General features: G+C 46.2%; 21 protein-coding genes. 2 read left to right on the forward strand and 19 right to left on the reverse strand.

The window, feature by feature from the left end; translation table 11 throughout:
- The first annotated feature begins 144 nt into the window (after window positions 1-144).
- Window positions 145-333, forward strand: coding sequence for a hypothetical protein (locus tag GCA01S_RS00950; protein ID WP_017435495.1), 189 nt, complete (start codon window positions 145-147; stop codon window positions 331-333).
- Here the strand turns inward: GCA01S_RS00950 and ysxE are convergent.
- The 8 genes from ysxE to hemA all read right to left on the reverse strand — a co-directional run bounded on the left by ysxE (window position 299) and on the right by hemA (window position 8,890).
- Complete coding sequence (ysxE, locus tag GCA01S_RS00955; protein ID WP_026078491.1) at window positions 299-1,309, reverse strand: spore coat protein YsxE; 1,011 nt, start codon at window positions 1,307-1,309, stop codon at window positions 299-301. The genes GCA01S_RS00950 and ysxE overlap by 35 nt on opposite strands.
- A 70-nt stretch (window positions 1,310-1,379) precedes the next feature.
- Complete coding sequence (spoVID, locus tag GCA01S_RS00960; RefSeq protein ID WP_017435493.1) at window positions 1,380-2,561, reverse strand: stage VI sporulation protein D; 1,182 nt, start codon at window positions 2,559-2,561, stop codon at window positions 1,380-1,382.
- A gap of 124 nt (window positions 2,562-2,685) precedes the next feature.
- Entirely contained in the window at window positions 2,686-3,981 is a 1,296-nt protein-coding gene (gene hemL, locus GCA01S_RS00965; protein ID WP_017435492.1) for a glutamate-1-semialdehyde 2,1-aminomutase, read from the reverse strand.
- Window positions 3,982-3,997: 16 nt separating this feature from the next.
- The gene (gene hemB / locus GCA01S_RS00970; RefSeq protein ID WP_042406500.1) at window positions 3,998-4,975 is read right to left on the reverse strand and encodes a porphobilinogen synthase; all 978 of its coding nucleotides are present in this window, start codon (window positions 4,973-4,975) and stop codon (window positions 3,998-4,000) included.
- Window positions 4,956-5,759, reverse strand: a complete 804-nt coding sequence (locus tag GCA01S_RS00975) for a uroporphyrinogen-III synthase (protein WP_017435490.1) — start codon at window positions 5,757-5,759, stop codon at window positions 4,956-4,958. Before GCA01S_RS00975 ends, hemB begins: the two co-directional genes overlap by 20 nt.
- Window positions 5,759-6,691 (reverse strand): hydroxymethylbilane synthase, encoded by a 933-nt coding sequence (hemC, locus tag GCA01S_RS00980; RefSeq protein ID WP_017435489.1) that lies wholly within the window; start codon window positions 6,689-6,691, stop codon window positions 5,759-5,761. The genes GCA01S_RS00975 and hemC overlap by 1 nt, the downstream gene beginning before the upstream one ends.
- A gap of 14 nt (window positions 6,692-6,705) precedes the next feature.
- On the reverse strand, window positions 6,706-7,536 hold the full coding sequence (gene ccsA / locus GCA01S_RS00985) for a cytochrome c biogenesis protein (protein WP_017435488.1): 831 nt from the start codon (window positions 7,534-7,536) through the stop codon (window positions 6,706-6,708).
- Window positions 7,537-7,552: 16 nt separating this feature from the next.
- Window positions 7,553-8,890 carry a glutamyl-tRNA reductase gene (gene hemA, locus GCA01S_RS00990; RefSeq protein ID WP_042406502.1) on the reverse strand — a complete coding sequence of 446 codons (1,338 nt, stop codon included), beginning with the start codon at window positions 8,888-8,890 and terminating at the stop codon, window positions 7,553-7,555.
- 173 nt (window positions 8,891-9,063) lie between these two features.
- On the opposite strand from hemA, the gene GCA01S_RS00995 reads away from it, so the two are divergent.
- The gene (locus tag GCA01S_RS00995; RefSeq protein ID WP_017435486.1) at window positions 9,064-9,549 is read left to right on the forward strand and encodes a LiaI-LiaF-like domain-containing protein; all 486 of its coding nucleotides are present in this window, start codon (window positions 9,064-9,066) and stop codon (window positions 9,547-9,549) included.
- 101 nt (window positions 9,550-9,650) lie between these two features.
- Here GCA01S_RS00995 and yihA read toward each other — a convergent pair whose 3' ends face one another.
- The 11 genes from yihA to ilvC all read right to left on the reverse strand — a co-directional run bounded on the left by yihA (window position 9,651) and on the right by ilvC (window position 24,434).
- Window positions 9,651-10,232: a ribosome biogenesis GTP-binding protein YihA/YsxC gene (gene yihA, locus GCA01S_RS01000; RefSeq protein WP_042406505.1), complete on the reverse strand. Its 582-nt coding sequence runs from the start codon at window positions 10,230-10,232 to the stop codon at window positions 9,651-9,653.
- Window positions 10,229-12,565, reverse strand: coding sequence for an endopeptidase La (lon, locus tag GCA01S_RS01005; RefSeq protein WP_033313765.1), 2,337 nt, complete (start codon window positions 12,563-12,565; stop codon window positions 10,229-10,231). The genes yihA and lon overlap by 4 nt, the downstream gene beginning before the upstream one ends.
- 289 nt (window positions 12,566-12,854) lie before the next feature.
- Window positions 12,855-14,525 (reverse strand): ATP-dependent protease LonB, encoded by a 1,671-nt coding sequence (gene lonB / locus GCA01S_RS01010; RefSeq protein WP_017435483.1) that lies wholly within the window; start codon window positions 14,523-14,525, stop codon window positions 12,855-12,857.
- 117 nt (window positions 14,526-14,642) lie between these two features.
- Entirely contained in the window at window positions 14,643-15,908 is a 1,266-nt protein-coding gene (gene clpX, locus GCA01S_RS01015) for an ATP-dependent protease ATP-binding subunit ClpX (RefSeq protein ID WP_017435482.1), read from the reverse strand.
- A gap of 227 nt (window positions 15,909-16,135) precedes the next feature.
- The gene (gene tig / locus GCA01S_RS01020) at window positions 16,136-17,422 is read right to left on the reverse strand and encodes a trigger factor (protein ID WP_017435481.1); all 1,287 of its coding nucleotides are present in this window, start codon (window positions 17,420-17,422) and stop codon (window positions 16,136-16,138) included.
- Between the two features lie 179 nt (window positions 17,423-17,601).
- Window positions 17,602-18,585, reverse strand: a complete 984-nt coding sequence (locus tag GCA01S_RS01025; RefSeq protein ID WP_042406604.1) for a tetratricopeptide repeat protein — start codon at window positions 18,583-18,585, stop codon at window positions 17,602-17,604.
- Window positions 18,586-18,699: 114 nt separating this feature from the next.
- Window positions 18,700-19,293, reverse strand: coding sequence for a 3-isopropylmalate dehydratase small subunit (gene leuD, locus GCA01S_RS01030; protein WP_017435479.1), 594 nt, complete (start codon window positions 19,291-19,293; stop codon window positions 18,700-18,702).
- Window positions 19,294-19,306: 13 nt separating this feature from the next.
- Window positions 19,307-20,722 (reverse strand): 3-isopropylmalate dehydratase large subunit, encoded by a 1,416-nt coding sequence (gene leuC, locus GCA01S_RS01035; protein WP_042406507.1) that lies wholly within the window; start codon window positions 20,720-20,722, stop codon window positions 19,307-19,309.
- 19 nt (window positions 20,723-20,741) lie between these two features.
- Window positions 20,742-21,857, reverse strand: coding sequence for a 3-isopropylmalate dehydrogenase (gene leuB, locus GCA01S_RS01040; protein WP_042406510.1), 1,116 nt, complete (start codon window positions 21,855-21,857; stop codon window positions 20,742-20,744).
- A gap of 17 nt (window positions 21,858-21,874) precedes the next feature.
- The gene (locus tag GCA01S_RS01045) at window positions 21,875-23,422 is read right to left on the reverse strand and encodes a 2-isopropylmalate synthase (protein WP_042406511.1); all 1,548 of its coding nucleotides are present in this window, start codon (window positions 23,420-23,422) and stop codon (window positions 21,875-21,877) included.
- A complete protein-coding gene (gene ilvC, locus GCA01S_RS01050; RefSeq protein ID WP_042406513.1) occupies window positions 23,409-24,434 on the reverse strand; it encodes a ketol-acid reductoisomerase in 1,026 nt (341 codons plus the stop codon). Before ilvC ends, GCA01S_RS01045 begins: the two co-directional genes overlap by 14 nt.
- Between the last annotated feature and the right edge of the window lie 15 nt (window positions 24,435-24,449).

The following is a 24,449-nucleotide window of genomic DNA, read 5'->3' on the forward strand; positions in this document are numbered from 1 at the left end:
TTTATTATACTACCGAAAAACTTATTTCATCGTCAATCATCTTTGCCAAGTTTTTATTTATTTATTCCATCCATTCGTTTTTGGTGACAAAAAGATCGTCCAATCATATTTTATATAGTAACGAAAAGAAGGAGGGACGGATCGATGAAACGATTTAATCCATATTCATGGCCGCCATGGCTTCGCCAAGTGCGCGCCATCTGTGCGCAAGTCATCATTCCAATTACCATTTTTCAAGCCGTGCGTACCATTTTGTTACCGACGACGTTTGATGTCATCTTATTGGCCATTTTTGTGCTTATTGCGGTGGCTCTTCATCTGGAATGGATTTAGTGTTTTCTGTCTCGTTCTGCTGAACAAGACGCATGACGATGTATTCCATATTTTTCATCGCAAAATAATGACGCTGCAATTCAGCGACATATTCACGTTCGTTTTTTTCGGGCTTCCGTTTTGTTTCATATTCATCAATGCAGCGATAAAAAAAATGCGGCTGGGCAAGATGGCTGTAAAGAAAGGAGCGCTCCTCTTCCGTGAGCGGCAATATTTCTTCATACTCTTTTACTCCTTCTGCCCATTCATTACTGACTGGCGGGAATGTACGCATATGATGGCGAAGCGCCATGACGATATCGAAAAGCGGCGAATTCCAGCTGGCCCGTTCCCAGCTAAAAAAATAGCGCTGTTCTTTTCCCGTTTCAAGATAATGAGAAAGCCGTGCTTTTCCGTGAATCCAGGCGATTCTCCATTTTTTTGTTTCCTTTATCTTTTCATACCATTTCTCTAGCTCCGTCTCCGCAAACCAATAGGCTTGCATGATTTCATAAAAATAGGCGCAGCATTGCAGCTGAAATGGCGACATATACCATGTATTTTCGCATTTTTCTATATAAGCTTGCAAAAAGGAACGCTGCTGTTTCCATTCCTTCTTTTTCTGCTCATAATAGGCGCTGATCTCTTCTTCGCGAACATCGATCTGCTTGAGCGACGTTTGGTGCAAATAAGCGAGAGTGCGGAAAAAAGAGCGAATTTGTTCGTGTTTTTCTTTTCTTTTCTCTATCGCAATCCACGGCATTAAATAATAATGCCGGCCATGCGAGACAAACGGCAAACCTTGCCTGGATAAATAAAGGGGAATCATTTGTTTTCCATACAGCATGTATGATTGCTGGACGGCCGCCATTTCCCTGGCGTTTGTTATTTCTTTTAAAGCAAATAGTCCGGCGTTCGCGTAGACTTTTTTTACTTTCCCGTAATCATCGACGCGAAACGGCTTTAACCCGTATTGCTGCAAAATGGGAGCGTACATGCGGATGTGTTCTTCGTTCAAAAAAACGACCTCCCTCCATAAAAAGAAGTGAGGAATCATATTTCCCTCACTATAAAGGGCGGCTCCCCACCAGCGCCGGGATATATAACAGTTGCCCTTCATGAATGTCTTCCGGGCTTTCCAATTGATTGACACGCAGCAGTTGCTGGACGGTTAAGTCGTACCGTTCGGCGATCTTGTCCAACGAATCTCCTTGCTGAACGATGCAAATTTTTACTCTCGTAAATTCCTCCGCTTGATTTTTGGCAAATAGTTTTGTTAAATATAACGCATTTTCGCTTTTTACTTTTGTTTTTTCGTTTTCATCTTCTACTTCTTCCGTTTTGTTTTCATCATTTTCTTTGATGGCGCCGATCGACACTTTTGCCTCCTGCTGCGGTACAGCCGTTTCTTCTTCCATTTCGTTTTCTCCTACCACTTTATTTTCTTCTTTTTCTTCTACTACTTTATTTTCTTCTTCTGTCTGCACCGGTTCGTTTTCCATAAACGGCACCGCTGTTTCTTTCTTTTCCGCCGTTTGTTCCGCCGGATTTAACGGCACCACATTTTCTTCTTTGATTTTCTTTTCTTCCTTGAGTTTCTTTTCTTCTTTGAATTTTTTTTCTTTTCGATCAGCTGCTGCTTCCTCTTGCTCCTCATTCTGCTCTGCCAGCATGCCATCCGCAACAAAAACCGGCTCTTCTTCCGGCTGCTCGTTCCGCTGTTCATCTTCATATGCCTCTTTGCGCGCCACTACCTCAAACGGTTCAAACAACGGTTCGTCATCTTCTTCCGCAGCTGCCAAAGATTCCTGATGAAGCGGCGCTTCGCTAATGCCGCTGATTGAAATATCCGCCGTCACTACCAATCTCCCATCTTCACTTAAATCATAGTCAAACGATTCGACTGTCACGTATACATCCTCTAAATGATGAATGCGGTTTTTTGGAATCGTAATATCGATGGGAAAACGGTGCGACAATTCGCTGATGCCGTCTTCACGCGTGGAAATGCGCTGAATAAATCGATGGCTGACAAAATCAAATGAATCTGTATCTATATCGCTCTCTTCCCCTTCCGCCATGCGAAATTCCCCGCTTAATTGCAAAGCCCCGCGAATCGTAATATATTGCTCGTATTCATCGACGGAGACGACCGGATCAAGCGAAATAGAAAGAAATTCGGCGACTTCCTGTCCTTTTTTAAACCAGACCGATTCCTCGAGGGAAAAACGCAAATACGATTGCTCCAACCGTGTTTCCTCCTTCCGTCCCTTTGCGAAATTTTTCTATGACATTATCCATTGTATGAAGGAAAAAGAAGCAGTATGAATAAAAAAATCGGGTTGTCCCACCAAAAGTGGACAACCCGTTCGTTTATTTCCCTTCGCGAATTTTCGCAAATGCGCGTTCTGCCGCAGCGATTGTTTTTTCAATATCTTCCTCTGTATGTTCCGTGGACAAAAACAATCCTTCAAATTGCGACGGCGGCAGGAAGATTCCTTGTTCCGCCATTTCGCGATAATAGATCGCAAACATATCTAAATCGGATGTTTTCGCTTTTTCGTAGTTTATCACTTTTTCGTTTGTAAAGAAGAAACCAATCATCGAACCAGCGCGGTTAATTGTATGCGGGATTTCGTATTTTTCTGCCGCTTTGCGCAATCCTTCTTCCAATCGATCCGCTTTTTTGCGGAATTCATCGTATGTTTCCGGCGTCAGCTGAATCAATGTTTCATATCCAGCCGTCATGGCGAGCGGATTTCCCGATAAGGTGCCGGCTTGATAAACCGGACCGCTCGGCGCGACTTTTTCCATAATTTCCGCTTTTCCGCCGTACGCTCCGACCGGAAGTCCACCGCCGATGACTTTTCCAAGACACGTCAAATCCGGTTCAATGCCGAAATATCCTTGCGCGCAATGATAATCCACGCGGAAGCCGGTCATGACTTCGTCGAAAATAAGCAGCGCCCCATATTGTTTCGTAATGTCTCTTAATCCCTGCAAAAAGCCCGGAACCGGCGGAACCACACCCATGTTTCCGGCAACCGGCTCGACGATGACCGCAGCGATATCTTCGCCAAATCGTTCAAATGCGTAGCGGACGCTTTCTAAATCGTTGTAAGGAACAGTGATCGTATTTTGCGCCACCGCTTCTGGAACGCCAGGGCTATCCGGCAATCCAAGTGTCGCTACTCCTGAACCAGCTTTTATCAGCAGCGAGTCACCGTGACCATGATAGCTTCCTTCAAATTTAACAATTTTATTACGCCCTGTGTAGCCACGTGCCAGACGAATCGCACTCATCGTTGCTTCCGTTCCGGAGTTCACCATCCGCACAATTTCGACGGACGGTACCCGCTCAATCACTAATTTCGCTAACTCGTTTTCAATTAATGTCGGTGCACCAAAGCTCGTGCCGTTTTCCGTCACTTTTTTTAACGCTTCGACAACACGAGGATTCGCATGGCCTAAAATAAGCGGACCCCAAGATAACACATAATCGATATATTCATTGCCATCGATATCGTAAATTTTCGAACCTTTGCCGCGCGCCATAAAGATCGGTGTCATGCGGACGGATTTAAATGCGCGGACAGGACTGTTGACACCACCCGGCAGCAGCCGGACCGCTTCTTCATACGCCGCTTTTGAACGTTCATAGCTTCGCATCTATTGGTTCTCCTTTCTACTCATTTAACCAGCGAGCCACATCTTTAGCAAAATACGTGATAATTAAATCCGCGCCGGCCCGCTTCATGCCAGTAAGCATTTCCATCACAATTTCTTTTTCGTTAATCCAGCCGTTTTGCGCCGCTGCTTTTACCATCGAATATTCGCCGCTGACATTATAGGCGACAAGCGGAAGATGGAAATGGTTTTTCATGTCACGGATAATATCCAAATAAGCAAGCGATGGTTTTACCATTAAAAAGTCGGCGCCTTCGCGTACGTCCGATTCCGCTTCCCTGAACGCTTCAAGACGGTTTGCCGGATCCATTTGATATGTTTTCCGGTCGCCGAATTGCGGCGTGCTATCTGCAGCATCACGGAACGGACCATAGAACGCGGATGCATATTTAATCGCATAAGACATAATCGGTACATGCGTAAATCCTGCTTCATCGAGTCCTTGGCGAATCGCGGCAACGAAACCGTCCATCATGTTCGAAGGCGCGATAATATCAGCGCCTGCCTGCGCCTGGCTGACCGCGGTTTTCACCAGCAATTCAAGCGATGGATCGTTTAATACTTGCTCGTTTTCGATCACGCCGCAATGTCCATGGCTCGTATATTCACATAAACATGTATCAGCAATGACAATGATATCTGGATAATTTGCTTTGATTTGGCGGATCGCCTGCTGGACGATCCCATGCTCACAATATGCTTGCGAACCGACTTCATCTTTTTCTGCTGGCACGCCGAAAACGATTACCGATTTAATGCCTAGTTGGACGACTTCGTCCATTTCTTCATTTAAGCGGTCAAGCGAAAATTGGTATATTCCGGGCATGGACGGTACTTCCCGTTTTACCCCTTTTTCTTCGACGACAAAAATCGGATAAATAAGGTCGTCTACATGCAGATGCGTTTCTCTTACCATCGCCCGTAAATTCGCTGTTTGCCGCAAACGGCGATGGCGATCAAATCGTAATGTCGCCATTTATTTTTCCCTCCATCGTTCGTTTTGCAAAATATTGTTCCATCTCTTTTATCATATCATCAATCGTATACTGATCCGGACAAATATGCACAGAAAGCCCCGCTTTTTCCGCTGTTTCCTTCGTAACAGGGCCGATGCAGGCGATCACGCAACCGCTAAGTAACGAAGCGATGTCTTCTCCTTCCATCATCCGCATAAAGCTTTGTACGGTAGAAGAACTTGTAAACGTGATCACATCCAGTTTTCTTTCCCGCAACAGATATAGCAATTGTTCTTTTCCTGATTCGTTCATTGATGTTTCGTATGCGATAAGGTCCGTTACGTCTGCTCCCATGTTGATCAGCGCATCTCGCAATACCGGCCTTGCTAAATTTCCTTTCACTAGAAGGATGCGGTCGCGCGGCTTAACAAGCGGTTTTAGCGCCTCGATAACCCCTTCGGCGACAAATTCATCAGGGACCACCGCTGGAGAAACACCATACGCTTTTAACGCCGCCGCCGTTTTTTTGCCGACTACCGCTACTTTTGGAAGCGGCGTTTCCTTTTTTACAAATGGGAAGAAAAACTTTACCCCGTTGGCGCTCGTAAAAATAAGCCAGTCATAATTGGCCAGATGACGGACGCACTCGGCAATCGTTTCCGGTTTAGAGGAAGGGGAAATAGAGATAAGCGGAATTTCAATCGGCGTTGCTCCCGCTTGGCGCAACTTTTCCGAGAACGTTTTCGCCTGCTCTTTTCCTCTTGTCACAAGCACCGTTTTCCCCATCAACGGACCGCTTGCCATTACCGATTCATCTCCTCTTTCACCCGCTCGATTAACGCTTTCGCCCCTTGTTCGCTTAATAGGGCTGCCGCTTGGATTCCAACTTCCTCCGGATTCGTTCCGCTTACCATCTCTTTATATATTTCTTTTCCATCCGGCGATGCGACAAGTGCGGTCAACACGATGTCGTTGCGCTCATCAATATACGCATAGCCGGCGATCGGCACTTGACAGCCGCCTTCCATCTGCTGTAAAAAGGCACGTTCCGCCCGTACCGCCCGCTCGGTATTGACATCGTTTAATTTTTGCAACCACTCGCGCAGCTCGTCATCATTTTCGCGGCATTCCACCGCCAGCGCCCCTTGCCCAACGGCAGGAAGACATACATCGGTTGATAAATATTCGGTAATGACATCGCTTGCCCAGCCCATGCGCACCAATCCGGCCGCCGCCAAAATAATCGCGTCATACGCTTCGCTTTCCAACTTTGCCAGCCTTGTATCAATGTTGCCGCGAATCCATTTAATGTTGACATCCGGCCGCTTAGCGAGTATTTGCGCAGACCGCCGCAAACTGCTTGTCCCGATGATTGCCCCGCTTGGCAGATCGGCAAACGTTTTTTTCTGTTTGCTGATGAGCACATCGCGATGATCTTCTCTTAGCGGCACGCAGCCGATCACCAAGCCTTTCGGCAGCAAAGCCGGCATATCTTTCATGCTATGTACAGCCATATCAATCTCGCTATCTAACATAGCTTGTTCAATCTCTTTCACAAACAGCCCTTTGCCACCGACTTTAGAGAGCGTCACATTGACAATTTTATCTCCTCTCGTGACAATTTCTTTTACTTCAAATTCAAACGGCGCTCCTAATCGTTTCAGCTGCTCAATCACCAAGTTGGTTTGCGTCAGGGCGAGTTTGCTGCGCCGCGATCCGACGATGATTTTCCGCATTTTGCACTCCTCCGTTATGAATCCCAAAAATGAAATCTCGATAAACTGCCGAATAAGAAAAAGTTTACCAATAAAAATAAAAACGAACCGATATTCCAAAGCGCAATCGCCTTTCCTTGCACTTGCTGGACAGCGCGCTTGTAAAAGTAAACGCTGTACACCGCCAGCACCAGAAAGGAGCCTAACACTTTGGCATCATACCAATGAAAATTTTCGACTTTGATATAGGCCCAGATGACTCCAAGAATTAATCCTAATAACAACATAGGCAATCCAAGCAAATTTAAAACATACGACATAAAATCTAATTTCGTTAAATCCGCCATCCGCCACAACCGCTTGCCCCATTTTTTCCGCTTTAATAAGCTATATTGCAGCATGTATAAGATCGAAAAGATAAATGAAAGCGAAAACGCCGCATACGCGAACAGCGTTATAGCAATATGGATAATAAGCAGCTCAGAAATGAGCCGCTCGGCAACAGCCGGCGACTGATGGTTTGGCGCAAACGTATGAATAGCCAAAATCAAAAAAGCAAGCACATTCGTGAAAAAAACGATAAAATCCACGCGCATGAACCGGTTAATGACCAAAGACAGCGTAATAAGCAGCCAGGCGTAAAAGTAAAGGCCTTCCGACATCGTTAAAACTGGAAAGCGCCCTGTCTGTATGATGCGAAACAAAAAAAAGAACGTTTGAAACAGCCAAACAATAGAAAGTAACCAGAAGGCGAGTTGATTCGCCTTCCGGTTATGTTGGAGAAAATCAATGAAGTATAAAAGTATGGACAGTACATACAGAATAATAGACAGCTCGTAAAACCGGGTCATGGTCATCTCTAACATATGCCAAAATCCTCTCTTATGACTGCAGAGACGGCATAGCGGCGCGTTGACCATCTGCTTTTCCTTGTTTTTGTTTTTGCTCCTCAACGGCATCCTCAATATTGAAAATTTTCATAAACAATTGCAACGCTTCTTCCGCATTTGGCTCTGCCGCCAGTTCTTTTGCCCGTAAAATCGGATCGCGCAGCAATTGGTTAATGATGCTTTTCGTATGCTTATTTAATACTTTACGATCCCGTTCCGATAAGTGCGGCAACTTCCGCTCGATGCTTTTCATCGTCTCGGCTTGAATCGCCAATGCTTTTTCGCGAAGTGCGGCAATCACCGGCACGACGCCAAGCGTCTGCAGCCATTGCTGGAAGGCGACAAGTTCCGTACCGATCATATTCCCGATTTGTCTGGCCGCTTTTTCGCGCTCTGCCAAATTCGCTTGCACAATTCCTTCTAAATCATCAATATCATATAAAAAGATGCTTTCCAATTCAGCAAGCGCTGGATCTAAATCGCGCGGGACGGCGATATCGACCATAAACAGCGGGCGGCCTTTTCTCATCTTGTCTAACGGAGCCATCATTTCTTTCGTAATGATATAGCCTTTTGCTCCTGTCGAGCTGATGACAATGTCGGCTTCAAGCAACGCACAAGACAGTTCGGAAAGCGATTTGGCCGTCCCGGAAAACTTTTTCGCCAGCTGCTCCGCTTTTTCGAGCGTGCGGTTGACAACGGTTACCTTTTTCACACCGTTGCCATATAAATTTTGTGCCGCCAACTCTCCCATTTTGCCGGCGCCGATAATTAAAACATGTTTGGAAGATAAATCGCCAAAAATCTTTTTGGCAAGCTCGACCGCCGCATAGCTTACCGACACCGCGTGCGCGCCGATTTCTGTTTCCGAATGGGCGCGTTTGGCAAATGTCACCGCCTGTTTGAATAAATGATTAAAAATCGTGCCGGTCGTTCCTGCCTCCTGAGCAAGAAGGTAGCTTGTTTTCACTTGTCCTAAAATTTGCGTTTCCCCTAAAATCATTGAATCGAGACCGGAAGCAACACGGAATAAATGCTCCACCGCTGCTTCATTTTCAAGCACATTTAAATACGGTGCAAGCGTGTCGAGGTCGATATGAAACCAGTCCGCTAAAAAAGCTTTTATATAATAACGGCCAGTATGCAACTGGTCGACAACGGCATAAATTTCCGTACGATTGCATGTAGACACGATTACATTTTCTAAAATGCTTTTTTGCTGCTGCAACTGCTTCATCGCATCAGCCAATTCCGGCTCGCTAAACGTCAGTTTTTCACGGATTTCAACAGGGGCCGTTTTATAGTTTATGCCAACGACAACTACATGCACGTTCTTTATACCCCCTTATTTCGTCAAATACATAAAATATCTTTTACAATTATAACACATGTGTCTTTCTTCTTTGTGAAAAAAGTGTGAACATGGTAGAACGCATATGATAAACTTGATACTGTAATTATTGTATCATAAAAAAAAGTTTGACAAGAAACTGGGAGGAACCGATGAAAAAACACGCGACGTTCTCTGGCATTATTCTTGTTGGACTGGGCGTTTACTTTTTGGTGAATCAGCTTCACTCCTCATTTTCACATCTTTTTCAAGATTGGCCGGCGCTGTTAATGATTTTCGGAGCGGCGCTGATCGGCCAGGCGTATTCTGCCCGTGAATACCAACATCTTTTTCCAGGCATCCTTTTGTTTGGATTCGGACTTCACATTTTATTTGTCCATTGGTTCAAACAATGGCCAAATCATATCGGCGTCTTTTTCTTTATCATTGCGATAGCGTTTTTCATTAGCTCCTTAAAAGTAAAAAACGGGCTTGGCCAAGGCTTCTTTTTTTTGGCATTAGCCTTTATTACGTTGTTTTCCGAACAATTTCAGCCGCTGTTTTATATCGTCGAAACAGGCATCACATCGATTTGGAAATTTTGGCCGCTTGGGCTAATCCTTGTTGGTATATACATATTATTGGTAAAGCGGAAATAATCCATGCAAAAAACACCAGCTTGATGAACGCTGGTGTTTTTCTCGTGAACTACCCGCCACCTGCGCTTCGCTTAGAAGTGGGAGACTTCTTTCGGGATATGTTAAAGAAATCGCTCCAATGCCGCCCATGCTTCCTCTTTTCCTTGCCCTGTTTCCGCCGAAAACAAGATCAATTCATCTCCGTCTGCCATCTTCAACGTTTCGCGCACGACTTTTCTATGCTTCTGCCACTTCCCTTTTGGAACTTTATCCGCTTTTGTGGCAATAATGATCGTCGGAATATCATAATGCTTTAAAAACTCATACATCATGACATCATCTTTCGTCGGCGGATGGCGCAAATCAACGATCAGTACCACCGCGCGCAGCTGCTCTCGTGTCGTAAAATACGTTTCCATCATTTTGCCCCATGCTTCCCGCTCTGATTTCGACACTCGCGCAAAACCGTATCCTGGGACATCGACAAAGTAGAGCGACTCATTAATTAAATAAAAGTTTAATGTTTGCGTTTTTCCCGGTTTCGATGAGGTACGTGCCAAATTTTTCCGGTTCACCATTTTATTAATAAATGAAGATTTGCCGACGTTCGAACGCCCGGCGAGCGCAAACTCCGGCAAGTTGCCGGCTGGATATTGCTCCGGCTTTACCGCACTGATGACGATTTCCGCTTTGGTCACGTTCATGGCCGATCCCCTACCAACGCATGTGGCAATACTTCATCGAGATGGGAAACAAGAACAAATTGCAAATCTTTTTTTACCACATCAGGAATATCGTCTAAATCTTTTTCATTGTCCTTTGGCAAAATGACTTTTTTCAAGCCGGCGCGATGGGCGCTTAACGTTTTTTCTTTTAATCCGCCGATTGGGAGAACGCGGCCGCGCAGCGTGATTTCTCCCGTCATGCCAACAAAACGGCTTACCGGCCGGCCTGTTAAGGCGGAAATCAGCGCAGTTGCAATCGTAATCCCGGCCGATGGCCCGTCTTTCGGCACCGCGCCTTCGGGAACGTGAATATGAATATCGTATTTTTCATGAAACTCTGGATCGATGCCAAGCTGTTCGGCCCGCGAACGTACATAGCTAAATGCCGCTTGGGCTGATTCTTTCATGACATCGCCTAATTTTCCGGTCAGCACCAGCTTTCCTTTTCCCGGAGCCAGCGACACTTCAATCGATAACGTATCGCCGCCAAACGCTGTGTAGGCAAGCCCCGTCGCCACGCCGACTTGATCTTCCAATTCTGCCTGCCCGTAACGGTATTTTCTTTTGCCTAGAAATTCTTCAATATTTTTTTTCGTGATAATAACACGCTTTTTCTCTTCCGCGACAATCAGGCGCGCCGTTTTTCGGCAAATCGCGGCCAGCTGCCGCTCCAATTCGCGCACCCCTGCTTCCCGGGTATAATGGCGGATGATATCAAGCATCGCCTCATCGCGGATTTGCAAAGCCGATTTTTTGAGTCCGTGCTCTTTCAGCTGTTTTGGCAGCAAATGACGTTTCGCGATTTGCAGCTTTTCCACTTCCGTATAACCAGGAATGTGGATGACTTCCATCCGGTCTAAAAGCGGCTGCGGAATCGTCGTTAAGTTGTTCGCCGTCGCAATAAACATGACTTTCGATAAATCATAAGGTTCTTCAATGTAATGGTCGCTGAACGTATGGTTTTGCTCCGGATCGAGCACTTCCAAGAGCGCTGCGGACGGGTCGCCGCGAAAATCGCTCGACATTTTATCGATTTCATCAAGCAAAAATACCGGATTAATCGTCCCCGCTTTTTTCATTCCTTGAATAATCCGCCCTGGCATCGCGCCGACGTAGGTGCGGCGATGGCCGCGAATTTCCGATTCATCGCGGACGCCGCCTAAAGAAATGCGAACAAAGCGGCGGTTGAGCGCTTTTGCAATCGAACGAGCCAGCGATGTTTTTCCAACCCCCGGCGGCCCTGCCAAACAAAGAATCGGGCCTTTTAACGATTTCGTCAGCTGCTGCACAGATAAAAATTCCAGCACCCGCTCTTTGACTTTTTCAAGACCGTAATGATCTTCATTTAATATTGTCTCCGCTCGTTTAATATCGTGAATGTCTTCCGTCTGTTTCGACCACGGAAGGGCAATCAGCCAGTCTAAATAGTTGCGGATGACTGCGCTTTCCGCCGAGGTCGCCGGGATTTTTTCGTAGCGGTCCAGCTCTTTGAGCGCGGTTTCTTTTACATGGCTAGGCATGCCGGCCGCTTCGATTTTTTCTTTTAATGTTTCGACTTCCCCTGCTTTGCCCTCTTTTTCGCCTAGTTCTTTTTGAATCGCCTTCATTTGCTCACGCAGATAATATTCTTTTTGCGTGCGCTCCATCGACTGTTTGACGCGCATGCTGATTTTTTTCTCAAGCTGAAGAACTTCTTTTTCATTATGTAGAATTTGAATGATTTTATTGATTCGCTCTTTTATATCAATCGTTTCAAGAATACGCTGTTTTTCTTCAAGTTTCAGCGGCAAATGGGAAGCGATAATGTCAGCCATTCGTCCCGGCTCATCAATATCGACAATCGAAGCATAAATATCCGCAGATAACCGTTTCGACAAGTTTATGTACTGTTCAAAATATTCGAGCATCGTCCGTTTTAACGCTTCATCTTCTAAATCCTTTGCAGAACGATCAACAAATTTTTCCACTTTTACAACAAAATATGGTTCTTCGCTGACTACTTCGGTAATGAATGCCCGCGCCATTCCCTCCACTAACACGCGAAATGTTCCGTTCGGAAGCTTCAGCAGCTGTTTTACGCGAGCAAGCGTCCCCATTTTATACAAATCATCCATATCCGGTTCATCGACGGAAACATCTTTTTGCGATGTCAATAAAATGATATGATCCTCGACCATCGCCTGCTCAAGCGCTTTTACCGATTTCTCCCGTCCAACATCCAAATGCAATACCATCGTTGGAAAAACAAGCAACCCCCTTAGCGGCAAAAGGGGAACGACAAGCTCCTTTTTCTTCACCACGAACACCTCCATATCTCGCTTCTATTCGTCTATTGTATAGCACGGCAGTACAATTTGTAAAATTCCATGACGCAATTGGGCTCGATCTATTTCCTCACAAATCACTCACTATTTTTGGCGGACAAAACAGTCAGCCTAAAGGACGTTCTTCGTTCGCATGCGAAGGCGGAAAAGCTATTCCTGAACAAAACGCCTAATGCCAAAATCCGCTTTTTCTTGTGAACCTCTTGTTTAAGAATATAATACAAAGAAAAACCGACTTCGACATCTTTTTTGTTTCGTCGAAGTCGTTACATTACGGTCACACGCTCTTCGTTTCGGAGCGATCGGCAGCCGCAGGAATGGCATCGTTCGGCAAGGCGGCCTCTTCGCCAAATACGTGCGAAAATACTTCCTCTAAACGGCGAACCGGAATGATTTCAATCCCTTCTACTTCCTGTAAAATCGACTGCATATTTTCGGCCGGAATGATCACTTTTTTTGCCCCAGCCTGTTTCGCCGCCTTGATTTTTGGAAAGATTCCTCCGACCGGCTTGACATAACCGCGAATGCTGATCTCCCCTGTCATGGCTATGGTACAATCAACAGGCAGCTGGTAAATCGCGGAATAAATTCCGGTCGCAATGGCAATTCCCGCCGATGGTCCGTCAATGGGCACCCCGCCTGGAAAATTCACATGGATATCATAGCGGTCCGCCGGCACTCCCATCGCCCGCAATACGGTGATGACATTTTCCGCCGACCCTCTTGCCATGCTTTTGCGGCGAATCGATTTTTCCCGGCTTCCGATGCTTTCTTCTTCGACGATGCCAGTGATATTGATGGTTCCTTTTTCTTTTGCCGGCAGCGCAGTGACTTCAATTTCCAAAAGCGCGCCAGTATTCGGTCCGTATACCGCCAGACCGTTAACAATCCCGACTGACGGCGTTCCTGCAATTTTCTTTTCATACCGAGGTGACAATTGACTCGAGTGAATGACCCATTCAATATCTTTATCTAAAATCTTTTCGCGGTTTTCGGAAATGGCAATCCCCGCGGCAATTTGCATGATATTGACCGCTTCCCGGCCGTTGCGCGCATAGGACGCAAGAATACGAATTCCATTTTCTGACACTTTCAACCGGATTTTTTCCGCCGCCTTTTTCGCAATAAGCGCAATTTCATCTTGGTCCAGTTCGCGGAAAAATACTTCTAAACAACGTGAACGAATCGCTGGCGGAATTTCATTCGGCGTTCTTGTCGTCGCTCCTACAAGACGGAAGTCCGCCGGGAGGCCGTTTTGGAAAATGTCGTGGATGTGGCTCGGAATTTGTGGATTTTCCTTGCTGTAATAGGCGCTTTCAAAAAATACTTTGCGATCTTCCAATACTTTTAATAATTTATTCATCTGAATCGGATGAAGTTCGCCAATTTCGTCAATAAACAAAACTCCGCCGTGCGCATTGGTGACCGCGCCTTGTTTCGGCTGCGGAATGCCTGCTTGGCCCATTGCCCCGGCACCTTGATAAATTGGATCGTGCACCGAGCCGATTAACGGGTCGGCGATGCCGCGTTCGTCAAATCGCGCTGTTGTGGCATCCAACTCGACAAACACGGCGTTTTTCTTAAATGGAGAAAGCGGATTTTTTTTCGCTTCTTCCAACACAAGGCGGGCTGCTGCCGTTTTTCCAACGCCAGGAGGTCCGTAGATAATGACATGCTGCGGATTTGGGCCGCATAATGCCGCTTTAAGCGCTTTAATTCCATCTTCCTGTCCAACAATATCCTCAAAACTTTTCGGTCGCACTTTTTCCGCCAACGGCTCAGTCAGGGAAATGGACCGCAGTTTCCGCAGCTGCTCCATTTCTTTTCGGGATTCCTTGTCAATGGAAACTTTTTGCACCCGCTGGCTTTTCAGCAGATTCCAAAAATAAAGGCCGATAATAATCCCGAAAAACAATTGTATCAATAACACAACGTTTGTCCAATTCATTTGCTGAAATCCTCCTGCCTTCAAATAGTATGTAGTATGATAGTATCTCCGCGAACAGGCAGGAATAAACAAAAAAAGAAACCGCCTTATCAATAAAGGCAGTTTCCCTCTGACTGATTATGCCGATGTTTTCCGTTCTTGTTCCACAACGGTGCCATCGTGGCGAATTAATTTTGGCGGCTTATTATCGCGAACCGTTTCGAGCGTAATAATGCATTTTTGCACGTCTTCACGGGACGGAAGCTCGAACATGACATCAAGCATAATGCCTTCAATAATCGAGCGAAGGCCGCGCGCCCCTGTTTTCCGCTCAATCGCTTTTTTCGCGATTTCCCGCAATGCTTCCTCTTCAAATTCGAGTTCGACTCCATCGAGCTCCAACATTTTTTGGTATTGTTTGACAATCGCGTTTTTCGGTTTTGTCAAGATATCGATCAGCGCTTGCTCATCAAGCGGCTCTAATGTAGTAATCACCGGGAGACGGCCGATAAATTCTGGAATCAACCCAAACTTTAATAGATCCTCCGGCAGCACCTTGGACAGTAAATTCTTCTCGTCCACGTCTGACTGCTGCATGTCAGCGCCGAATCCGATTACTTTTTTCCCTAGACGGCGCTTAATTATCGGCTCAATCCCATCAAACGCACCGCCGCAAATAAATAAAATGTTCGTCGTATCAATTTGAATAAACTCTTGATGCGGATGTTTGCGGCCGCCTTGCGGAGGAACGCTTGCAATCGTCCCCTCTAAAATTTTCAGCAGCGCCTGCTGCACCCCTTCACCAGATACATCGCGAGTAATGGATGGATTTTCCGACTTACGGGCGATTTTATCGATCTCATCGATATAAATGATGCCTTTTTCCGCCCGCTCTACATCGTAGTCGGCTGCCTGAATCAGTTTCAGTAAAATGTTTTCTACGTCTTCCCCAACATATCCGGCTTCCGTCAGCGATGTCGCGTCGGCAATCGCAAACGGCACGTTCAAAATGCGCGCCAATGTTTGCGCCAGCAGCGTTTTTCCGCTTCCTGTCGGCCCGATCATTAAAATGTTGCTTTTCGATAATTCAACATCATCGATTTTACTGCCGGAATTAATGCGCTTATAGTGGTTGTAAACGGCCACCGCCAGCGATTTTTTTGCCTCATCCTGGCCGATGACATATTCATCTAAAATTTCGCGAATTTCCATCGGCTTCGGCACATCTTTAAATTCGAATTCTTCTTCATTGCCCAGCTCTTCTTCCACAATTTCCGTACAAAGCTCGATGCACTCGTCACATATGTATACGCCTGGACCGGCAACGAGCTTGCGCACTTGATCTTGCGTCTTTCCGCAAAACGAACACTTTAACTGTCCTTTCTCATCATTAAATTTAAACATTTGTTTCACCCCTTGCTCCGAAATCGCACCACTTGTATGTATTTTATTTCCTTTGCAAAACTTCGCCGACAAAACTTATGTATTCGTCATTTTATCATAAATTATCCTCAAAAGGCTAATGAAAAAAATATAATTCGTTAGAAAAATTAGAAAATTTTTTATCACACCCCATTTTTTGTTATAAAGAACAAGGCACGAACGTCTCGCGCCTTGTTCTCTATAATATATTATGCCGCAACTTTGCTATGCTCTACAAGAAAATCAACCGTTTTGCGCCATTTTAAATCTTCTTTGACGCCTTCTAGGCTTCCTAATAGCTCTTTTAATTTTCCGACTTCCAAATTATAGGCTTTCGCCATTTTTTCCAATTCTTCGTTGACTTCTTCTTCTGTTACTTCAATATTTTCTGCCTTTGCGATTGCTTCAAGCGTCAAGGCAACGCGGACGCGTTTTTCGGCATCTTCTTTCATTTGCTCGCGCAAAGCTGCTTCGTCTTGGCCAGAGAATTGATAGTAAAGGTCAAGGTTTAGCCCTTGCATTTGCAAACGTTGATCAAACTCGCGCAACATACGGTCGGTTTCATTTTTTATCATCACTTCTGGAATATCAATTTCGGCATTTTCCGCCGCTTTTTCGACCAACGCGTCGCGCAGCGCTGCTTCTGCTTCATTCTTTTTCGCTTCTTCTAGTCTTTTGCGGATTTTTTCTTTTAATTGTTCCAGCGTTTCTACTTCATCGTCCACATCTTTGGCAAATTCGTCGTCTAATGCCGGAAGACGTTTTTCTTTTACTTCATGCACTTTCACCTTAAATGTTGCCGGCTTGCCCGCCAACTCTTTCGCATGATATTCTTCCGGGAATGTCACTTCAATTTCTTTTTCTTCTCCTGCTTGCATGCCGATCAACTGATCTTCAAATCCCGGAATGAATGTGCCAGAGCCGATTTCGAGCGAGTAGTTTTCCGCTTTGCCGCCTTCAAACGGCTCGCCGTCAACAAATCCTTCGAAGTCGATTACTGCGGTGTCGCCGTTTTCAATTTTGCCATCCTCTTTGACGACAAGCTCTGCATAGTTTTCTTGCAGACGTTTTAATTCCTTTTCTACATCTTCATCGGTCACTGTCGTATCCATTTTTTCTACTTCTAATCCTTTATATTGGCCTAATTTCACTTCCGGCTTCACCGTTACTTTTGCTTTAAAAATAAGGTTTTTTCCTTTTTCCATTTGCTCAATATCAATCTCCGGAATATCGACAGGCTCAATTCCTGCTTCTTCGACCGCTTTGGCATATGCTTCCGGCAATAAAATGTCTAATGCGTCTTGATATAAAGCTTCGACACCAAAGCGTTTTTCAAAAATCACGCGCGGCACTTTGCCTTTGCGGAATCCTGGAAGTGTAATATTTTTCACTACCTTTTTAAATGCTGCATCCAAGCCTTCATTTACTTTTTCCGCGTCCACTTCAACCGTAAGAACGCCCTCGTTTCCTTCGAGTTTTTCCCATTTGACTGACATAATATTCCCTCCAACCAAAAATCATTATAAATAAAAAAGGCGGAAGATAATGAAACGGCTCCGGTTTTCATTATCTTGTTATCTTTCCCATATATGTAGTGAAACATACAAAAACATATACGCAATACAGCCATTATATTATAACATACAACAATAATGTTTCAATATGAAGTAAGCGATTAAAAGTAGGAAAAATTCTCTATTTCGCAAAGTTTGTCGCAAAGCGGGGCGATCTCTTCCCCTGAAACACCATATCGGGCAGCAATTTTCTCCATCGCTGCAGGCACTCCTTGAAATTGGCAAGCAACAAAATGAAGCGCCGCCATCCATGCTTTGCTTGCGGCAGGCTCGGGAGAAAACGGATAAAGAACATACGTGTAACGAAGCCAAATCTCTGCCGCAACATCATACAAGCCTGGATTTTCGCTTGCGAGACAATGTTCCAGACGCTCGAGCAGCTCTGCCGCAAACGCGGTTTCCGCTTGTTCGTTTAACAGCGCCGGCGTCACTTCGATTCTTTTTCCAAATTTTTCAACTATCACGACATCATCAATCTTTTTTAACGTAAGCAAACGCAGCAGCATCGTCTTGACGATCGGGCTGTTTGTTTCATTGACTAAATATTGCTTTAATTGAGGAAGTACAGGAACAATATCTTCCTTCTCCAGCTGCCTGATTACATGCATATGTTCCGTTATATCGCTTGACTCGAGCAACCTCTGCACTTTCGCTTGTTCGGCAGGAGGCAACGGGCGTTTATTCATTTTTTGGACGAAACGAAACAGGTTTAGCAAGTTTTCCCGTAAGGAAGCAGGAAGAGGATGATGACGCAGCGCATCGCGGATGACCGTTTCTGCTTGTTCATACCGGTGCGTTTGCATTAAGATGGACAAATACATTTGCAATAAATCCATATTCCCTTCATTTTCCTGCAACAATACGCGCAAGCGGCGCTCCGCTTCATGGAAATTCCCTAGTTCATAATGGCAGACGGCTATGCTGAGCTGGACGGAAAAACGGCGCTCCCCAAGCTGCTCTGCCTCGCTGAAAAAATAAAGGGCTTCCTCGTACCGTTTCGCCTGCAATGCCTCCAGTCCTTCTTCCACAAGCCGTTCCTTTACGCGCGGAAACAAAATAACTTTTCCGTTTTTATCCTTGTTCATCTTCGCCCGCTCCAATAAAATTTTTGACACAAGTGTAACAAGTTTTCCGGCAAGATACAAGCAAAACATGCAAAAAGCTGTTCCAACGTTTTTTGTCGGAACAGCTTTCCACCGTTACGGCATCGGGCAGTGCTTTCTTTCGTATTCAGCGATATACGGCTCATAAACGAAAGTCAAATCGATTTCATCCCAGCCTTTTAATAGGAGCTGTTTGCGGTATGGATCAATAGCAAACGCCCGCGCAAATCCGTGATCGTCGTATACCTGCTGCTTTTCCAGCGAAATCGTTAATTCGTAATCCGCCTTTTTGCTTTCCCGCAATAAATATTCCACATCTTCTTTCGCCAGTTGAATCGGCAGCAGCCCATTTTTTAAACAGTTGTTGTAAAAGATGTCGGCAAACGAAGGAGCAATAATCGCCTGAAATCCGTAATCTTGCAGCGCCCATGGCGCGTGTTCGCGCGAGGAACCGCATCCAAAGTTTTCGTTGGCAACGAGAATCGTGGCTCCTTCGTTTTCCGGCCAGTTCAGCTCAAAAGCAGGATTCGGTTTTTCTCCGTCGATATAGCGCCAATCGTAAAAGAGAAACTTGCCGAACCCGGTTCGTTCAATTCGTTTTAAAAACTGCTTCGGAATAATTTGGTCTGTATCAATGTTGGCGCGGTCGATGCCGGCTACTTTCCCTTTATGAATGGTAAATGGCTTCACACGTTTCCCCTCCTTAATGGACCGGTTCTTTCTTCAATTTGCGCACATCGACAAAATGTCCGTAAATCGCAGCAGCCGCCGCCATCGCCGGGCTGACTAAATGCGTTCTTGCTCCTTTTCCTTGCCGCCCCTCAAAGTTTCGGTTTGATGTGGAAGCGCAATGCTCCCCTTCCGGAATAATATCCGGATTCATTCCTAAACAGGCGCTGCAACCGGAGTCGCGCCATTCGAATCCCGCATCGATGAAAATTTGCGCTAATCCTTCTTCTTCTGCCTGTTTTTTCACTTGCTGCGATCCCGGAACGACGAGGGCGCGCACTCCTTTCGCCACTTTTTTCCCTTTGACGATTTTTGCCGCTTCACGCAAGTCGCTGATGCGCGAGTTCGTACAGGAACCGATAAAAACGTGCTGCACCGGAATTTCCGTAATCGGGGTTCCCGGCTTCAACCCCATATATTCCAACGCGCGGCGCACGGCTTTTTGTTCCGTTTCGCTTGCAAACTCTTCCGGATGTGGCACCGTTCCATCGACAGAGGTGCTCATCGACGGATTTGTTCCCCACGTGACCATTGGCGCAATTGTTGAGGCATCTATTTCAATCGTTTTATCGTATTCGGCTCCTTCATCGGTTGCCAAAGCGCGCCAGCGTTCCACCGCTTTTTCAAACTCTTCCCCCTTTGGAGTGTATTTGCGGCCCCGCAAATAGGCGAATGTCGTTTCATCCGGACTTACTAGACCGGCGCGCGCTCCCGCTTCAATCGACATGTTGCAAATCGTCATTCTTTCTTCCATCGACATATTGCGGATGACTTCACCGGTAAATTCGATGATATATCCGGTGCCGACGCCGACCCCATAACGCCCGATGATCGCTAAAATAACATCTTTTGCCGCAACCCCTTCACCTAATTTTCCATCGATGCGTATTTGCAGCGTTTTCGGCTTATGCTGCCAGAGCGTCTGCGTAGCAAGTACATGTTCGACTTCGCTCGTTCCAATTCCGAAAGCGAGCGCCCCAAACGCCCCGTGTGTGGATGTGTGGCTGTCTCCGCAAACAATCGTTTTCCCCGGCTGTGTCAAGCCAAGCTCCGGACCGATGACATGGACAATTCCTTGTTCTTCGCTGTATAAATCAGCAAGCGGAATCGAAAATTCGCGGCAGTTGCGTTCTAGTGCGGCAATTTGATTTCGCGCCACTTCATCGGCAATGACAAAGCGATTCACCGTTGGAACGTTATGATCCATGGTGGCAAAGGTCAAATCAGGGCGGCGCACTTTCCGCCCTTTTTGCCGCAATCCTTCAAACGCCTGCGGAGAGGTGACTTCGTGCACTAAATGCAAGTCGATATAAAGCAAATCCGGCTTTCCGTCTTCCCGATAAACGACATGGTTTTCCCAAATCTTATCAATAATCGTTCTCGGCTTCACTACTTTCACCTCGCATGTGTTATGCATATACAGCCATAATGTGGGAAATCGTTTGATGGTCTAAAATTGCCGTTTTAATTTCATTCACCATTTCATCTGTGGAAACCACCCGTTGTCCTTTCTGCGCGATATCCGCCGTCCGCAATCCCGCTGCCAATACTTGTTGCACCGCTTTTTCCACCGCCTCTGCTTCTTTGGAAAGTCCGAAAGAAAGACGGAGCATCATCGCGGCTGATAAAATGGCCGCAATCGGATTCGCTTTATTTTGTCCGGCAATATCCGGCGCAGAACCATGAATCGGCTCATACAAACTCGGTCCTGAAGCCGATAAACTTGCCGACGGCAGCATGCCAAGCGAACCAGTCAGCATCGATGCCTCATCGCTTAAAATATCGCCAAACATGTTTTCTGTCACGACCACATCAAACTGCTGCGGAGAACGGATCAGCTGCATGGCTGCGTTGTCAACAAGCATATGTTCAAGCGTGACATCTGGAAACTCTTGTGCCACTTCTTCGGCAATCTCCCGCCACATTCTGCTCGATGACAGCACATTCGCTTTATCGACTGATGTCACTTTTTTCTTTCGCTTGCGTGCCAGCTCAAACGCTACTTTTACAATCCGTTTAATTTCTTCCTTTTTATATAGAAGCGTATCTACCGCTTTTTCTTCTCCGTTTTCGACCATTCGCCCGCTCGGCTTGCCGAAATACAGCCCTCCAGTTAATTCGCGGACGATGACTAGGTCGACTCCTTGAATGACTTCCTGCTTTAATGGCGAAGAATCCGTTAAACTATCGTAAAATTTCACGGGCCGCAAATTGGCAAACAAATTCATCTCTTTGCGAATTTGCAATAATCCTCTTTCCGGACGCAGATGTGGAGGATGTTGATCCCATTTCGGACCGCCGACTGCCCCGAGCAATACCGCGTCGCTTTCCCGGCAAAGAGCAAGCGTTTCCTCTGGAAGCGGCGTACCTTTTTGATCAACGGCAGCCCCGCCAATCCATCCATATGCAAACTCAAAATGATGTCCAAAACGAGTTTCAATCGCCTTTAAAACTTCAACAGCTCCCTTTGTTACTTCTTTACCGATTCCATCTCCCGGCAATACGGCAATCCGATAATTTCCCATGCTGTTTCCCTCCCGTTTTATTGCATTGCGACTTTTTGGTTTTCCATACGCATCGTTTCAATCATAAATACACGGTTAACAGCGTTAATATAGGCTTTTGCGGATGCTTCGAGCACATCCTGCGCCGTGCCGCGCCCGCTCGTTTCGATGTCGTTCACCCGCACCTTCACAAACACTTGCGCCAGCGCATCGCGTCCGCCGCTGACCGATTCAATCCGATAGTCCAGCAACGTAACCGGCGTTTTAAAGCAGCGCTCTAACGTGTTATACAATGCTTCGACGCTGCCCGCTCCCGTAGCCGCTTCTTGAATCTCGTTTCCTTCTCCGTCTTTTAGCACAACCACCGCGGTCGGAATTTGGTTCGTGCCATATTGGACTTGAATCGAAGATAATTGATAAAAATCTTTAAAGTGGTCAAATTTTTCTTCGAAAATAAGCGCGACTAAATCATCATCGGTAATGTCCTTTTTCTTATCGGCAAGCTCTTTAAAGCGAACGAACAATTGATTGATTTCTTCATCGGACAAGGTATAACCGAGCTCTTCCACACGGTTGCGCAATGCGTGCCGTCCGGAATGCTTGCCAAGCACCATCGAGTTCGATTGAACCCCGACCAGCTCCGGCGAAATAATTTCGTACGTTGTTTTTTCTTTTAGCACGCCATCCTGATGGATTCCCGATTCGTGGGCAAACGCATTTTTGCCGACGACCGCTTTATTTGGCGGAATGACCATGCCGGTTAATTTGCTCACTAAATTGCTCGTCCGTTTAATTTCTTGCAGGTTCAGGCGTGTTTCCGCCTGGTAGTAATCTTTGCGGATGTAAAGCGCGACCGCAATTTCCTCGAGCGCCGCGTTTCCTGCCCGTTCACCGATTCCGTTGATCGTTCCTTCCACCTGCGTTGCCCCGTGCTCAATAGCGGCTAAAGAGTTGACGACCGCCATTCCCAAATCATCATGACAATGAGCGGAAAGAGATACTTTTTCAATATTCGGAACATTGTTGCGTAAAAAAGTGAAAATATTTCCGTATTCTTTCGGAGTAATATACCCTACTGTATCTGGGATATTAATAACCGTCGCTCCTGCTTTGATCACTTCTGTAATAATCTTAGCCAAAAACGGAAGTTCACTGCGGCAGGCGTCTTCCGCCGACCATTGCACAATCGGAAAATAGCGTTTCGCATATTTGACCGACTCTACCGCCGTTTCAATGACTTGTTCCGGCGTCATCCGCAATTTATGAATCATATGAATCGGAGAGGTGGCGATGAAGAGATGGAGCCGCGGCTCCGCTCCGCCTTTTAACGCCTCCCACGCCGTATCAATATCGCTCTGCACCAAGCGGGAAAGCCCGGTGACAGAGCATGTCTTGACCGTTTCCGCAATTTGTTTGACCGCTTGGAAATCCCCCTTTGAAGCGGCAGGAAAGCCCGCTTCAATGATGTCGACGCGAAGCCGCTCAAGCTGGCGGGCGATCTCCAGCTTTTCTTGCAAATTCAAATTCACTCCAGCCGACTGCTCACCGTCACGCAATGTCGTATCGAAAATATTAATTTTTCGCACTCGTGACCACCTCATCTTTCTGTTTTGCTTTGACAAACGGCATCATGCCGCGCAATTCACGGCCGACGATTTCAATGAGGTGTTCGTTTTCGCGACGGTTGATCGCATTGAACTCTGGACGGTTCGCTTGATTTTCCAAAATCCAGCCTTTGGCGAATTTGCCTGTTTGAATGTCATGAAGAACCTTTTTCATTTCCGCTTTCACTGCATCGTTGATAATGCGCGGCCCAGAAATGAAATCTCCCCATTGCGCCGTATCGGAAATCGAATGGCGCATCCACGCAAGGCCGCCTTCGTAAAGCAAATCGACGATTAATTTCATTTCGTGCAGACATTCAAAGTAGGCTAATTCCGGCTGATACCCTGCTTCGACGAGCGTTTCAAATCCTGCTTTAATGAGCGATGTTAATCCTCCGCACAATACCGCTTGTTCGCCAAATAAATCCGTTTCTGTTTCTTCTTTAAACGTTGTTTCCAACACTCCCGCTCTTGTCGCGCCGATTGCTTTCGCGTAGGCAAGCGCTGTTTCTTTTGCTTCTCCTGATACATCTTGATGCACCGCAATTAATGCCGGCACGCCTGCTCCTTCTGTATAGGTGCGGCGCACTAAATGTCCCGGGCCTTTCGGCGCGACTAAAAAGACATCGACATATTCAGGAGGAACAATTTGGTTAAAGTGAATGTTAAATCCGTGCGCAAAGACCAGCGCATTTCCCGGCTGAAGCTCTGGCTCGATCTCTTCTTTGTATACACTTGGCTGCTTTTCATCCGGCAGCAACACCATCACGATATCAGCTCGTTTTGCTGCTTCGCGAACGCTATATACCGGAAAACCGTCTTTTTCCGCTTGTTCCCATGACTTCCCTTGGCGAAGGCCGACGATCACGTTCACTCCACTGTCGCGAAGATTTTGCGCATGCGCATGTCCCTGCGAACCATAGCCGATAATCGCCACCGTTTTTGATTGTAAGTATTTCTCATTTGCATCTCCGTTATAGTAAACTTTTACCACTGTTCCTCTCTCCTT

It is taken from the genome of Parageobacillus caldoxylosilyticus NBRC 107762 (assembly GCF_000632715.1).
Classification (GTDB): Bacteria; Bacillota; Bacilli; order Bacillales; family Anoxybacillaceae; genus Saccharococcus; species Saccharococcus caldoxylosilyticus.